This window comes from Actinomycetospora sp. CA-101289 (genome assembly GCF_050955895.1).
Lineage (GTDB): Bacteria > Actinomycetota > Actinomycetes > Mycobacteriales > Pseudonocardiaceae > Actinomycetospora.
In genome coordinates, this window is the sequence record NZ_CP192093.1 from 1421637 (window position 1) to 1435591 (window position 13955).

Consider the following 13955-nt stretch of genomic DNA (forward strand, 5'->3'; position numbering starts at 1 on the left):
GTCGGCGGGGAGACCGGGCGCGTCGGTGGTGGTCACCGGGGCACCCCCGCGGCGCGGCGGCAGGCGTCCGCGACGAGCGTGCGCGTGAGCCGGCGGCGGTAGGCCGCGGTCACCGGCGGGTCGTCGGGCGGGTCGATCGCGGCGGCCGCGGCGTCGGCGACCGCGGCGAACAGCGCTCCGCCGGCCTCCCCGCCCACCACGCCGCCGCCGGCCAGCACCGCCTCGGCCTCGGGGACGCGCACCGGGGCCGGCGCCACACCGCCCAGGACGACGCGACCACCGGTGACGGCGTCACCGTCGAGATCCAGCGCCACCGCCGCGTCGACGATCGCGAAGTCCCCGTGGCGGCGGGCGAACTCGCTGAGCGCCGCGTGCGGCGCCGGGCGGGTGAAGCGGACCTCGACGACGACCTCGTCGGGTTCCACCGCGGTGGCGTAGAAGCCGTGGAACATCTCGTCCGCGGGGATCTCGCGGCGCCCCGCGGGCCCCTCGGCGACCATGACGGCGTCGAGCAGCAGCGCCAGCAGGCACCACTCGGCGGTGGCGTCGCCGTGCACGAGGCTGCCCGCGACCGTGCCGCGGCTGCGGATCGGCAGGTGCCCGACCCACCGCATCGCCTCGGTGAGCACCGCGAAGCCGGGGGAGAGGGCGACGGTCTCCACCGCGTGGTGGGTGACGAGCGCGCCGAGGGTCAGCGCGTCGCGCCCGTCGGTCACCGCCGTCATCGCCGGCATCCGCCGCAGCGGCCCGAGGTCGACCAGCGCCGACGGGCGGGCGAGCCGGAACGTCATCATCGGCATCAGGCTCTGCCCGCCGGCGATGAGCTTCGGGTCCTCGCCCGCCGTGGCGAGGTCGGTGAGCAGCCCGACGGCGTCGGTGACGTCGTGCGCGCGGTGGTAGGTGAACGCGGCGGGCTTCATGCCCGGGTGCGCTCGGTGCCGGTCGGGGCCGGGGTGTCCGGCACGTCGGTGGTGATGCGGTCGAGCTCGCGACCGGCGGTCTCCGGCGCGCCCACCCACATGAAGATCACCGCGGCGACGACGAGCAGGCCGAGCAGGGTGAAGGTCAGCGGCAGGCCGAGCACGGGCCAGAGCACGCTGCCGAACAGCAGCGGGGCGAAGCCGGTGATCGCCCGGCTCGACGACGACGCCCAGCCGAAGCCCGAGGCCCGCAGCTCGGTCGGGTAGAGCTCTGAGACGTAGGCGTACATGACCGGGATGACGATCAGCGCGAACATGCCGAACGCGCCGATCGCGATGACGGCCAGCGTCGGGGTGCCGAGCAGCAGCGAGAACAGCACCAGCGTCGCCGCGGCCACCGGGCCGGCGATGGCGATGACGCGCTTGCGGCCGTAGCGGTCGACCACCAGCACCGAGATCGCGACACCGACGATGCCGAGCGCGTTCATCAGCGTGGTGGAGGCGAACGCGGCGATCTCGCCGAAGCCCTCGGCCTTGAGGATCGAGGGCATCCAGCTCAGGGCGGCGTAGTAGACGAGCATGACGGCGATGAACAGCGACCAGGCGACGCCGGTGATCGTCGGGTTGAATGCCCACACGCGGCGCAGCTGGTCGATCGCGGCGGCCCAGGCCCCGCCGCGCTTGTCCTCCTGCACGGCGGGCGGGATGACGTAGGGCTCGGGCGTGGTGCCGGTGCGGGCGACGAGGTCGTCGATGACGACGCGGGCCTCGGCCTCGCGGCCCATGCGCGAGAGGTAGATCGGCGACTCCGGCACCCCGCGGCGGATCCAGAACAGCAGCAGGGCCGGCAGAATCATCAGCACGAGCATCCAGCGCCAGTTGCCCGTGACGGGCACGAGCAGCGTCGCGGAGACGCCGGCGAGCGTGGCGCCGATCGGCCACCAGCCGTCCATCGCCGAGAGGACGCGGCCGCGGCTCTTGCGGGGCGAGAACTCGCTGACGATCGCGTAGTCGACCGGGATGCAGCCGCCCAGCCCGACGCCGGCGAGGAAGCGCAGCGCGAGGAACAGCTCGATGCTGGGCGAGAGCGCCCCGAGCACCGAGAACAGCGCGAAGATCAGCAGGGTGATGCTGAAGGCCTTCTTGCGCCCGATGCGGTCGGCGACCGTGCCCCAGGCGACGGCGCCGACGGCCATGCCGATGAGGTTGGCCGTCGCGACCAGGCCCTTCTGTCCCGGCGTCAGCCCGAACTCGGTGCCGACGAGCGGGGTGAGGAAGCCGTTGAGGGCGACGTCCCAGGCGTCGAACATGTAGCCGAGGCCGCCGATGAGGAAGATCTTTCCTTGGACGCCCCATCGCCAGGGCAGGTCCTGGACGATCTGGTCTCCGGTGCGCATGGGTTCGCTCCCGTCGCGGGTGGTGAGGTCGGGCCGTCCGCGCATCAGCGGGCGAACTGGTAGTGGATGGACTCGGTGTCGTGGTCCTGCAGCGGGCTGCCGTTCCACAACCAGTCGTAGGAGACGTCGGACTCGCCGTCGAAGCGGCGCAGCTTCTCGTCGCGCTCGCGCTGCTCGGGGCCGTCGGGCAGGTGGTAGAAGGCCATGTTCTGCAGCGAGGCGTCCTGGACCATCCCCGCGTGCTTGGCGCGGCGGTCGACGTAGCGCACGAGGGCGCCGTCGATGCCGTCGCGCGTCACGCGGCCCAGCTCCTCGGCCAGCACCGCGGCGTCCTCCATCGCCTGGGACGCGCCCTGGGCCTGGTAGGGCAGCATCGCGTGGCACGCGTCGCCGAGCAGGGCGACGCGGCCGTCGACCCAGACGGGGTCGCGACGGCGCCGGTACATCGCCCAGAGCGAGACGTCCTCCGGCTTGGCCTTCGACAGCATCGCCGGCACCCGGTCGTCCCAGTCGGCGAAGTCGGCCGCGAGCTGGTCGGGGGTCGCCGGGCCGCTCCAGTCGCGCTCGATCGTCTCCGAGCAGGGGACGATCGCGACGACGTTGAGGTACTGGCCGTTCCGCAGGATGTAGTGCACGAGGTGCTTGTCGGGGCCGTACCAGATCGTGGAGTGGTAGCGGTCGACGAGGAAGCGCGTGGCCGGGTCGGCGGCGACGAGCTCGCCGGGGATCAGCGCGCGGTAGGCCATCTCGCCGGAGAAGACCAGCGAGTCCTCGAAGCCCGCGAGGTCCCGCACGGCCGAGCGGATGCCGTCGGCGCCGACCAACACGTCGCCGGCGAAGCGGCGCCCGTCCTCGGCGACGGCCACCGGGCGCGCGGGGTCGCGGCGGTCGAGCTCGACGACCTTCGCGCCGGTCGCGAGCGCGACCACGGGGCCCGGGAGCTCGGGGTCCGAGCAGGCGTCGAGCAGCACGCGGTGCAGGTCGGCGCGGTGGTAGTGCCAGTAGGGGGCGCCGTACTGGTCGATCACGCGCTGGCCCAGGGGCAGCTGGGCGATGATGCTGCCGTCGGCCCAGCGCCGGCGGACCTGGTCCTCGGGCTGGGTGCGGATCGCCTCGAGCTGGGCGCGCAGCCCGAGCCCGATGAGGATGCGGCTCGCATTGGGGGCGGTCTGGATGCCCGCGCCGATCTCGCCGAGCTCGGGGGCGGCCTCGACCACGGTGACCCGCAGGCCGCGCTGGCGCAGGGACAGCGCCGCGCAGAGCCCGCCCAGGCCCCCGCCGACGATGGTGACCTCGAACGACTGGCTCGCCATCTGGCCGCCTCCCGGTGTGTGCTGGATCGCTCCGTGAGGAATATCCGAGCACGTACTATCCGAGGACGCAATAGTTCGACGGGTCCCGAAACGCGGCCGTGACCGACGGATGCTCCGTCGGGAGGAGCCGGTTGGGTCGCTCGCGAGGGGTGCGGCGCTCAGATCGCGTCGCGGTCCGCGATGCCCTCCCACTGCGCGCCGAGGTCGTTGAGCAGCGCCGCGAGGTGCGGGCGCTGCTCGGACGGGCAGCCGGCGAGCAGGGCGTCGTCGAGGGCACGGGCCCGGCGGTTGGTCTCGGCCAGCGCCGCGACGCCGTCGTCGGTGAGCGTGAGGACCTTCGCCCGCGCGTCGTGCGGCGCGGCGTGGCGGCTGATGAGGCCCCGGCGCTCCATGCGGCGGCAGACGTCGGCCATCGTCGAGGTGTCGAGGGCGACGGCGGACGCCAGCGCGGTCTGGTCGGCGTCGGGGTAGGCGCGGACGGCGGAGAGCACCGCGAACTGCGGCCCGGTGAGCACCGCGTCGACATGACGGTTCCACGCCGCGAGGTAGGCCTGGTAGAGCCGCCGAGCGCCGTAGCCCGGCGCGGCCACGAGGTCGGGCGGCGGGTCCGGGCTGACTCGGCCGCGGGGGGTGCCGCCGTGCGTCGTCGACCTCGTCACGGCCCCCACCTCGCCCTCCGCTCGCTGCCCGCCCGTCACCGATAGTACGTGCCCGGAACGGATCGCGACGGGTCGCCGGGCGTCACCCGGGCAGGGCGGCGAGGCCGATCCGGTTGCCCTCGGGGTCCTCGACGTGGCCGACGACGAGGCCCGACGGCGCCGCGGCCGGGCCGAACACCCGCCGGCCCCCGAGCGCCTCGGCGCGATCGAGGGCGGCCTCGACGTCGTCGACGGCGACGTAGAAGACCGTCCCGGGCGTGTGGCCCGGTCCGCCACCGACGCCGCCGGGGATGCCGGGCCCTCCCGCGTCCGGCGTGGTGAAGCCGTACGCGTCCGGGTCGGAGATGCCCTCGGCCACCCGGCTGGGCACCTCGAACTCCCACCCGAAGAGCCCTGCGCACCAGCGCCGCAGGGCCTCCGGGTCGCGACCGGTGATCTCGAAGTGGACGACGGGCTGGGCCATGGGGCGTCTCCCTGGATCGGTGTGTCCGGGGTGGGACGCCCCGCGGGCGCCGGACTCATCGGTCGGCGAGCGTCCCCGCCGCGAACGCCGGGTCGCGGCCCAGCCACGCGACCAGCCGGGCGGTGGGCGCGGCGTCCGGCGCGGCGGGCACGGGCGGGCCGAAGGGGATCGGGCCGCCGCGGGGCTCGGCCGGCAGCACGCGGTGCGCGGTGTCCTCCACGGCCGCGGCCAGCGCATCGTCGAGCCCTGCGGTGCGCCCGGTGGCCGCGGCGAGGTCCCACGCGTGCACGGTGAGCTCCTGGACGTAGCCGAAGCCGACGAACCGGCCGGGCATGGTGCCCCAGGGCACGGTGAGCTCGCGGTCGAGCACCGGGGCGTCGGAACCGTCGAGACCCCACCTGCGGTCGACGTCGGCGCGGGCGGCGGCGAGCTCGGCGGCGAGGCGGTCGGCGGCGACGTCGGGCATCGACGACACCTCGGAGAACAGCCCGCCGCCGCCGACGTGGGCGATGCGGCGGTGGACGCCGACGAGGTGCGCGAGCAGCGTGCGGACGTCCCAGTCGTCGCAGGGGGTCGGCGCGTCGAGGGCCTCGGGCGGGGTGGCGGCGACGAGGTCGCCGACCTGGCCGAGCGCGCGGGTGAGCAGGGGGCGGGGGTCCGGTGCGGTCATGGGGAGGACTCTGCGCCCCCATACCGGACACCTGCTGTCCTGATTCTGCGGCATCCTCGACGGCGTGCGCTCGGACCGGCTGCTGGCCACCCTCCTGCTGCTGCAGACCCACGGGCGGATGGCGGCGCCGGAGATCGCGCGGCGCCTCGAGGTGTCCACGCGGACCGTGGCGCGCGACGTCGAGGCCCTCTCGGCCGCGGGCGTGCCCGTGTACTGCGAGCGCGGGCGCCGCGGGGGCGTCGTGCTCGTCGAGGGCTACCGCACCGACGTCACCGGCATGACCGACGAGGAGGTCCGGGCCGTCGTCGCGCTCGGCTCGTCGGCCGATGGCGGTGCGCTGGGCCCGGCGCTGGCCTCGGCGTCGCGCAAGCTGCTCGCGGCGCTGCCCGAGGCCCGGCGCCCCGGGGTCGACCGGGCCCGACGCCGGCTGCTCGTCGAGCAGCAGGGCTGGCGCCGGGCGCCCGAGGACCTGCCCGCGCTCCGCGCGCTCGACGCCGCGCTGGTGGCCGACGAGCGCGTGCGCCTGCGCTACGCCACCGCGGACGCGCCCACGGCGCCGTGGCGCACCGTCGACCCGTACGGCCTCGTCAGCAAGGCGGGCACCTGGTACCTCGTCGCCGCGCACCGCGGGGTCCCGAAGATGTTCCGCGTCAGCCGGGTGCGCGAGGTCGCCGCGACGGGCGTGCCCGCGCGCCGCCCCGACGAGCGCGACCTCGCCGAGGTCTGGGTCGAGCTGCGCGACCGGCTGGAGACGCCGAGTGCCGAGGTCGAGGTGCGGCTGCGTGTCGACCCGGCGTGGGCGCCGACGCTGCGCCGGGTGCACCTCGCCCAGCTCGCGGGCCCGTGGCGGCACGAGGGCGTCGAGGCCGACGGGCGCGAGGTGCTCGTCGCCCCGTTCCGGTCGCTGCTGGCCGCGCGGGCCGCGCTCCTGGGCTACGCCGAGACGGTCGAGGTGGTGGGCCCCGACGAGCTCCGCGCGGAGATGGCCGACGCGGCGAGGCGCGTGGTGGCGCTCTACACAGCCGAGCTGGATCGATCGTCCCTGCCGGAGCCCCGCTCGCCCCATTAAGGTCACGCGCCATGACGAGCGTGCTGGTGACCGGCGGCGGGGAGCGACTGACGGAGGTGGCCGAGGCCATCCGGGCCACGGGGGCGGAGACCACGGTGGTCGACACGCTCGACCGGCTCGGCGAGGTCGTGCGCGACACGACGTTCGACGCCTACGTGCAGCTGCCGGTGGCCATGACGCCGCGCCACGGCAGCCTGGTCTCGCGCGTCGAGCAGTTCCTCTCCGAGGGCCTGCTCTCGCGCTTCCGGGCCGCCGAGACCGTGCTGCCCACCCTCGCCGAGTCGGCGACCGTGGTGCTCGTCGGTGGCCAGACCAACGTCGACGTGGACGCCCCCGACGACCAGCAGGCGCGCACCGCGCTCATGCGCGTGCTCGCCCACGCCCTGCGCGCCGAGCGGGCGCCCGGGCACCTGGTCGTGCGCACCGCGGGCCCCGACTGGAGCGCCACCGACATCGCCGCCAAGCTCACCAGCGAGGACGACGAGCGCTCGTCGAGCCCCGATCAGGCCGGCAGCCGCGAGGCCATCGGCAAGGCCTACGCCGACTGGCGCGCTGAGGTCCTGGGCCTGGTCCGCGCGGAGTTCTGACCGCACCGCACGGCGCGGCCTTCCCAACGTCTCGGCCGATCGGCACAATCCGCTCCTACGCCGAACGCCGAGGAGGTCGACGTGACCAGCACCGCCGACGAGCGAGCCGGAGCCAGCGACACCGAGTTGGCGGCCGCCGGCCTGGACGGCCAGAACAGGACCGCGCTCGGGCGCCTGGTCGGCACCGGGAACATCGGCTACGCCGAGGAGGGATCCGACGGCGTCATGCGCGCCACCGTCCGGATCCCGGAGGACGAGCTGGTCTGGGACCCCTGCATCCTCGTCTTCCCGCACGGCGGGGACGTCGAACTCACGCTGATCAACGACGACAGGAACACCCACTGCGCGGTGCTGCCCAACAACGGTGATGCCAAGATCCTCTGGTTGGTGAACCACTCGAAGGGCCGCGCCCGGCTGAACCTCGACGGGCCCGGGATCCACTGGTACAGCTCCACGACGGGCAACGACGAGGGCCGCGGGCTCTGCGGGGCGCTCGTCTTCGGCGGGGAGGTCCCCGACTCGGCCAGGATCGACCGGCCGCCGCAGCCGCGCCCCTGAGGGATCGGCGCTAGGCCGACGCCAGCGCCGAGCCCTGCCGGTACTCCTCCCACGGGATCGTCCAGTCGGCGATGTCCCCGTCGCGGGTGGTCAGGGGGCGGCCCGAGCCGACGATCTCCACCGGGTCGCCCATCTGCACCCAGTTGAAGAAGAACTGGCCGTTGGTCGGGGACAGGTTCACGCAGCCGTGCGAGACGTTGCTGCGGCCCTGCTGGCGGACCGTCGCCGCGTTGACGTGCACGAACTCGCCGTTGTTGGAGATGCGCACGGCGAGCGGGAGGTCCTCGTCGTAGAAGCCGGCCTGGCCCTCGGCGGGCCCACCCCACGTGTCGGAGCGCATCCGCTTGACCTCGTGCTTCTCGAACGCGACGTGCACGCCGTACTGCGTGGGGTAGACGTCGCGGCCGTACGAGGCCGGCATGCTGCGCAGCTCCTGGCCGTCCTGGTACAGCACGAGCGTGTGGGCGGTGACGTCGCCGCGGGCGCGCTGGTCGCGGCCGACGGTGAACGAGAACGCGGTGTCCTCGGCGCCGTAGAGGCCCTCGCCGCTGTCGACCCCGAAGAGGCGCGCGTCGACCGTGACCTGCGTGCCGGGCTTCCAGTACTCCTTGGGCCGCCAGTTGAGCTGCTCGTCGGACATCCAGCGGAACGAGCCCTCGGTGGGCACCGAGGTGGTCACGGCGACCCGGCGCTCGACGGCGGCGCGGTCGGTGACCGGCGCGTCGAAGGTGATCGAGATCGGCATGGCCACGCCGACGGTCTGGCCGTCGGTGGGCCGGATGCTGGCGACCTCGAGGGTCTGCTCGGGGGCGACGGTGCTGAAGGTCTGGTCGAGCGGGGCGCCCGGGGTGCCGTGCTCGTCGACGCCGACGGCCTGCACGCGGTAGTCGGTGCCGTAGGCCAGGGCGGCGCTGGTCCAGCGGGTGCCCGACGGGTCGACCGTGCCGGCGAGGGCGGCACCGCCGGCCGGGGTGACGGTGACCGAGGTCAGCCGGCCGCCGGCCGCGGACACCACGAGGGGCTCGGCCGGGGCGACGTCGACCGCGCCCGGCCCCACCGATGCGGCGAGCGCGACCGGGGGCACGGGCGGCGGTCCGGCCGCCGAGGAACCGCCGGGACCGGTGCTGCACCCGGCCACCAGGGCCAGCAGGGCCAGCACCACCACGATCGGCGCACTCCACGCCCGATCGAGCCACACACCCGGCCCCGACCGGCCGCGCTGCGTCCTCACCACACCGTCCCCCTCGCCCCGATACGGGACATTCTGCCGTACCATCCTCGCCCGACCGAGACGCCGGGAGCGTGAACCGGTTGCGTGTCGTGAGGTGTCGATCAGGTCTCGATCGACGGTCGAGGCCCTGACCTCGACGTTCGCCGGGCGGCGGTCTCAGCGAGGTCTCAGGCCGCGGCCCCACACTGGGCCCATGCGGATCCTCGTCGCGGACGACGACCGGGCGGTGCGCGACTCGCTGCGCCGCTCGCTGGCGTTCAACGGCTACCAGGTCGAGCTCGCCGCCGACGGACAGCAGGCCCTCGAGGCCATCGAGGGGCAGCGTCCGGACGCCCTCGTGCTCGACGTCATGATGCCGCGCGTCGACGGGCTCGAGGTGTGCCGGCGCCTGCGCAACGCGGGCGACGACATCCCGGTGCTCGTGCTCACCGCGCGCGAGGCCGTGTCCGACCGCGTCGCGGGCCTCGACGCCGGCGCCGACGACTACCTGGCCAAGCCCTTCGCCCTCGAGGAGCTGCTGGCCCGGCTGCGCGCCCTGCTGCGGCGCCGGGTGCCCGACGAGACCGGCGCGCCCGACCCCGAGCCGCTGCGCTTCGCCGACCTGTCGCTGGACCCGATCACGCGCGAGGTGCGCCGGGGCGAGCGCCCGATCAGCCTCACGCGCACCGAGTTCTCGCTGCTCGAGCTGTTCATGGCCAACCCGCGCCGGGTGCTCACGCGCAGCCGCATCCTCGAGGACGTCTGGGGCTACGACTTCCCGACCACGGGCAACGCCCTCGAGGTCTACGTCGGCTACCTGCGCCGCAAGACCGAGGCCGAGGGCGAGGTCCGGCTGATCCACACCGTCCGCGGCGTGGGCTACGTGCTGCGCGAGACCCCGCCCTGATCCCCATGTGCGTGATCTTCTGAGCTATGGCTCAGAAGATCACGCACGTACTCAGGTGCGGGGGATCCAGAAGCGCAGCAGCGCCCCGCCCTCGGGGGCGCGGCCGGCGGACACGCCGCCGTGGTGGCGCTCGGCGACCTGGGCGACGATCGAGAGCCCCAGCCCGGAGCCGCTCATCGTCCGCGCGTCCAGCGACCGGTAGAAGCGCTCGAAGACCAGGTCGAGCTCCTCGTCGGCGATCCCCGGGCCGGCGTCGGCCACCTCCAGCACCGCGGTGCCCGGGCGCTCCGGTGCGACGCCCGCGCGCAGGGTCACCCGCACCCGGCCGCCGGGCGGGCTCCACTTCGCGGCGTTGTCGAGCAGGTTGAGCACCGCGCGCTCGAGGGCATTGGCGTCGCCGGTGACGTCGCAGGAGGCCAGGTCGACGTCGAACACCACGTCGACGGCGGCCCCGCGGCGCCGGGCGCGGTCGAGGGCGCGCTCCACGACGTCGGCGAGGTCGAGGGGCTCGGCGGCCACCTCGGGCGGGTCGTCGCGGGCGAGCTCGACGACGTCGCCGACGAGGTTGGCCAGCTCGTCGACCTGCGCGCGCAGGTCGGCCTGCAGCTCCGCCCGGTCCTGGTCGGAGAGCTGCGGCGCGTCCGGCCGCCCCGACGCCTGCTCCGAGGCCACGAGCAGCTCGAGGTTCGTGCGCAGCGAGGTCAGCGGCGTGCGCAGCTCGTGGCCGGCGTCGGCGACGAGGCGGCGTTGTCGCTCGATCGACGACGCCAGCGCGGCGAGCATGGCGTTGAAGCTGCTGGTCAGCCGGGCGATCTCGTCACCGCCGGTGACGGGGATGGGGCGCAGGTCGCCGGTGCGCGCGACACGCTCGGTGGCCGAGATCAGCCGCTCCACCGGGCGCAGGCCCGCCCGGGCGATCGCGACGCCGGTCAGCGCCGCGAGCAGCACCCCCGAGGCGCCGGTGACCAGCAGGACCACGGCGAGCTTGGACAGGGTCTGGCGCGTCGGGTCGAGCTCCTGGGCCAGCACCAGCGCCCGGCCCTCGCCGGCGTAGACGGCCACGACGCGCTGGAGCTCGCCGTCGACCATGCCCGTGCGCACCGACGTCGGCGGGTCGCGGCGCGCCGCGGCGATCTCGGGCGCCCCCAGCGGCGGGCTGTTGCCGGCGAGCGTGACGAACTCGCCGTTCGCGGTCACGATCGCCACCCGCACCTCGCCCGCCGCCAGCGCGTCCGAGCTGACCCGCAGCAGCAGGGCGGGATCGGCGAGGTCGCCGGACGCGGCGACGGTGGCGCGCTGCACGAGGCTCTCGTCGAGCTGGTCGTAGAGCGCGCGCTGCGCGGTGAGGTACACCGCGACCGCGATGAGGGCGACGAGGATCCCACCGCCCACCGAGACGAGGATCCCGACGCGGCGGCGCAGCGGGATGCCCTGCAGGACGTGGCGGACCAGGCCCGGCGCGGGCTCCTCGTCGGCGGGCGCCGATCCGGGGCCGGGGACGCGACCGGTCGGCGCACCGGGCACTGCTCCGGTCGACGGGGTGGCCGTGGGGCCGTCGGGCGGCACGCCGGTCGGCGCCGCCACGGACGGCGCGGCGGCCGTCGACGGGCCGGGTACGGGGCGCTCCACCCCTCCAGCTTGCCCCGTCGGCGCACCGGCGGGCGGGGGCGCCTGTCGGCGCGCGCGCGGAGGCGATGCGGGAGGCTGGGGGACATGAGCGAGAACGACGCCGCCTCCGCCACCCCGGACGGCTCCGGGACGGGGCCCGCCGCGCCGCCCGGATCGACGTCGGCGCCCGCCCCGGAGCGGGCGGGCGCGTCCTCGCGCGCGGCCACCGACCCGGGCGGGGGCTCCTCGTCCCGGCCGAACGGACCTGCGCCGAACGGACCAGCCGCACCCGGCGGTCCCGGGGGAGTGCGCTGGGCCGAGGGCACCGGCCGCGAGTACGACACGACCACCACGGAGCGCGCGGGCGCCACCGAGGGCGCGACCCCGTACAGCGCGCCCACGACGGTCACGCCGCAGCCGCCGTCCCCGCAACAGCAGGCCCCGTCCCAGCCCCAGCAGCCGCCCGGCGGCGGCTTCCCGGGCCGCCCGCAGCAGACCCCGGCCTTCGGTCTCGGCGGCCAGCCCCCCGGCCCGGGCGGGACGTCGGCGTTCGGCGCCCCGTCCTACCCGGCGACCCCGCCGCAGGGCGGTCCGCCCACCCGCGAGGGCGGCCCGGGCGGCTACGGCGGCCCCGGCGGTCCGGCGGGGTACGGCGGTCCGCCCCCGGGTGGCGACGGCGGGTACGGCTGGGGCGGCACGGCAGCCGGCCCGTCGACACCCCCCGGCGGCTACCCCCGCGACCCGGGCGGCGGCTGGAGCGGCGGCGGCACCCCCGGCCCGGCGATCGCGCAGCGCGGCCGGCGCCCCGGCACCCTCGCCCTCGTCGCGCTCGCGCTGGTCGCGGGCCTCATCGGCGGCGCCCTCGCGGCCGTCGGGATCGGCGGGCTGGGCGGGTCGGGCTCCTCGCAGGGCACGGCGCTCGACGATCCGGTGCCCGACGCCGCACCGTCGGAGGCCGCGCCGGGGTCCATCGAGCAGATCGCGGCCTCGGTGCTGCCCAGCGCGGTGCAGATCCGCGGGGCGGCGGGCGAGGGCTCGGGCATCGTGCTCTCGGCCGACGGGCTGATCATGACCAACAACCACGTGCTCCAGGCCGGGCAGGGCGGCGGGCTCGAGGCCGTGTTCTCCGACGGGCGCACGGCGCCGGTGCAGGTGGTCGGCACGGCGCCGGCCGCCGACATCGCCGTGGTGCGGGCGAGCGGGGTGAACGACCTGCGGGCCGCGAGCCTCGGCAACTCTGATCAGCTCCGCCAGGGGCAGACCGTCATCGCCGTCGGGTCGCCGCTGGGCCTGTCCGGCACGGTGACCACCGGCATCGTCAGCGCGCTGCAGCGCCCGGTCGAGGCCGGCGGCTCGGGGGCCGGCCAGAGCAGCGTCCTCGACGCCATCCAGACCGACGCCGCGATCAACCCCGGCAACTCCGGCGGCCCCCTGGTCAACGGCCGGGGCGAGGTGATCGGGGTGAACACCGCGATCGCCAGCGTCACCGGCAGCGCGGGTCAGGAGGCCGGCTCGATCGGCCTCGGCTTCGCGATCCCGATCAACCAGGCGCGCCGCCTCGCCACCGAGCTCGTCGACACCGGGCGGGCCACGCAGGCCGTCATCGGCGTCGGGGTGGCCGACGCGGCCCCGCGCGGCGCGGCGATGGCCGACGTGCAGCCGGGCTCGCCGGCCCAGACCGCGGGCATCGTCGCCGGGGACGTCGTCGTGCGCGTCGACGACCGGCCGATCGAGGACGCGAACGCGTTCGTCGCGGCCATCCAGTCCCGGGCGCCGGGACAGACCGCGAGCCTCACGCTGGCGTCGCCCGGTGGCGGGCAGCGCCAGGTCACCGTGACCCTGGGCAGCCGGGTGATCGGCGGCCGCTGAGCTCGTCGGGGCTCAGGCCGGCGCGAGCTCCACGAAGCAGCGGTCGCCCTCGGCGCGGGCACGGATCACCAGGCCGGCCTCGGCGGCCACCTCGTCGACCGCGTGCGGGCCGAGCACCGCCCACGGGAACCACGGGCCGGCGTCGAGGGCCTCGAGCACCGTGAGGCCGTCGACGGGCTCGTCGGCGTCGGTGCTCTCCAGGTAGGCGGTGCCGCACCAGAGGGCCGCGCCGGGCGTGAGCTCGAGCAGGATCGTGCCGCCGTCCGCGAGCAGCGCCCGGCAGCGGCGCAGCAGCGACACCGGGTCGCCGCCGATGCCGATGTTGCCGTCGGCCAGCACGACGTGCTGCCAGCGGCCCTCGCCGGGCAGGCGCTCGAACGCGTCCCGGTGCAGCACGGCGGCGCCCCGCTCGAGGCAGCGCTGGACGGCCTGGATCGACACGTCGACGCCGAGCGCGGGGACCCCGCGGTCGGCCAGCGCCACGACGAGGCGGCCGGGCCCGCAGCCCAGGTCCAGCGTCGCGCCGGCGCAGCGGGCGAGCAGCCAGTCGTCGTCGGTGTCGGCGTCGTCGTGCCAGCGCTGCACCGCGAGGGGCAGCACGACGCCGTCGCCGCGCACCAGCCGCTGGCGTCGTCCCGCCAAGGCCGCGTCGAACACCGCGCCGGTCTCGGCCGGCTCCGTCGACGCGTGCCGGATCGCGGACGCCAGTGGTGTCGACGTCATGG

The 13955-nt window shown here is 75.7% G+C and carries 14 protein-coding genes; 5 read left to right on the forward strand and 9 right to left on the reverse strand.

The window, feature by feature from the left end:
• Positions 1-32: 32 nt before the first annotated feature.
• The 6 genes from ACQPX6_RS07110 to ACQPX6_RS07135 all read right to left on the reverse strand — a co-directional run bounded on the left by ACQPX6_RS07110 (position 33) and on the right by ACQPX6_RS07135 (position 5422).
• A complete protein-coding gene (locus tag ACQPX6_RS07110; RefSeq protein WP_433786470.1) occupies positions 33-920 on the reverse strand; it encodes an FAD binding domain-containing protein in 888 nt (295 codons plus the stop codon).
• Positions 917-2317 carry an MFS transporter gene (locus tag ACQPX6_RS07115; protein WP_433786471.1) on the reverse strand — a complete coding sequence of 467 codons (1401 nt, stop codon included), beginning with the start codon at positions 2315-2317 and terminating at the stop codon, positions 917-919. Before ACQPX6_RS07115 ends, ACQPX6_RS07110 begins: the two co-directional genes overlap by 4 nt.
• A 44-nt stretch (positions 2318-2361) precedes the next feature.
• On the reverse strand, positions 2362-3630 hold the full coding sequence (locus ACQPX6_RS07120) for an FAD-dependent monooxygenase (protein WP_433786472.1): 1269 nt from the start codon (positions 3628-3630) through the stop codon (positions 2362-2364).
• A 158-nt stretch (positions 3631-3788) separates the two neighbouring features.
• Positions 3789-4289, reverse strand: a complete 501-nt coding sequence (locus ACQPX6_RS07125; RefSeq protein WP_433786474.1) for a MarR family winged helix-turn-helix transcriptional regulator — start codon at positions 4287-4289, stop codon at positions 3789-3791.
• An 82-nt stretch (positions 4290-4371) separates the two neighbouring features.
• Positions 4372-4752: a VOC family protein gene (locus ACQPX6_RS07130; protein WP_433786476.1), complete on the reverse strand. Its 381-nt coding sequence runs from the start codon at positions 4750-4752 to the stop codon at positions 4372-4374.
• Between the two features lie 55 nt (positions 4753-4807).
• Complete coding sequence (locus ACQPX6_RS07135) at positions 4808-5422, reverse strand: TIGR03086 family metal-binding protein (protein WP_433786477.1); 615 nt, start codon at positions 5420-5422, stop codon at positions 4808-4810.
• Between the two features lie 64 nt (positions 5423-5486).
• On the opposite strand from ACQPX6_RS07135, the gene ACQPX6_RS07140 reads away from it, so the two are divergent.
• The 3 genes from ACQPX6_RS07140 to ACQPX6_RS07150 all read left to right on the forward strand — a co-directional run bounded on the left by ACQPX6_RS07140 (position 5487) and on the right by ACQPX6_RS07150 (position 7636).
• The gene (locus ACQPX6_RS07140) at positions 5487-6491 is read left to right on the forward strand and encodes a helix-turn-helix transcriptional regulator (protein WP_433786479.1); all 1005 of its coding nucleotides are present in this window, start codon (positions 5487-5489) and stop codon (positions 6489-6491) included.
• Positions 6492-6502: 11 nt separating this feature from the next.
• On the forward strand, positions 6503-7078 hold the full coding sequence (locus ACQPX6_RS07145) for a hypothetical protein (RefSeq protein ID WP_433786481.1): 576 nt from the start codon (positions 6503-6505) through the stop codon (positions 7076-7078).
• An 81-nt stretch (positions 7079-7159) separates the two neighbouring features.
• Positions 7160-7636 (forward strand): MSMEG_3727 family PQQ-associated protein, encoded by a 477-nt coding sequence (locus ACQPX6_RS07150; protein ID WP_433786483.1) that lies wholly within the window; start codon positions 7160-7162, stop codon positions 7634-7636.
• A gap of 10 nt (positions 7637-7646) precedes the next feature.
• On the opposite strand, the gene ACQPX6_RS07155 is transcribed toward ACQPX6_RS07150, so the two are convergent.
• Positions 7647-8867: a L,D-transpeptidase gene (locus ACQPX6_RS07155; RefSeq protein ID WP_433786484.1), complete on the reverse strand. Its 1221-nt coding sequence runs from the start codon at positions 8865-8867 to the stop codon at positions 7647-7649.
• Between the two features lie 193 nt (positions 8868-9060).
• Between ACQPX6_RS07155 and ACQPX6_RS07160 the strand changes: the two genes are divergently transcribed.
• Positions 9061-9753, forward strand: a complete 693-nt coding sequence (locus ACQPX6_RS07160; RefSeq protein WP_433786486.1) for a response regulator transcription factor — start codon at positions 9061-9063, stop codon at positions 9751-9753.
• A gap of 51 nt (positions 9754-9804) precedes the next feature.
• Here the strand turns inward: ACQPX6_RS07160 and ACQPX6_RS07165 are convergent, their stop codons facing one another.
• Positions 9805-11382 (reverse strand): ATP-binding protein, encoded by a 1578-nt coding sequence (locus ACQPX6_RS07165; protein ID WP_433786488.1) that lies wholly within the window; start codon positions 11380-11382, stop codon positions 9805-9807.
• An 84-nt stretch (positions 11383-11466) separates the two neighbouring features.
• Here ACQPX6_RS07165 and ACQPX6_RS07170 point away from each other — a divergent pair, with 84 nt between their 5' ends.
• Positions 11467-13230 carry a S1C family serine protease gene (locus tag ACQPX6_RS07170; RefSeq protein WP_433786489.1) on the forward strand — a complete coding sequence of 588 codons (1764 nt, stop codon included), beginning with the start codon at positions 11467-11469 and terminating at the stop codon, positions 13228-13230.
• 12 nt (positions 13231-13242) lie between these two features.
• Here ACQPX6_RS07170 and ACQPX6_RS07175 read toward each other — a convergent pair whose 3' ends face one another.
• Positions 13243-13953 carry a class I SAM-dependent methyltransferase gene (locus tag ACQPX6_RS07175; RefSeq protein WP_433786491.1) on the reverse strand — a complete coding sequence of 237 codons (711 nt, stop codon included), beginning with the start codon at positions 13951-13953 and terminating at the stop codon, positions 13243-13245.
• Between the last annotated feature and the right edge of the window lie 2 nt (positions 13954-13955).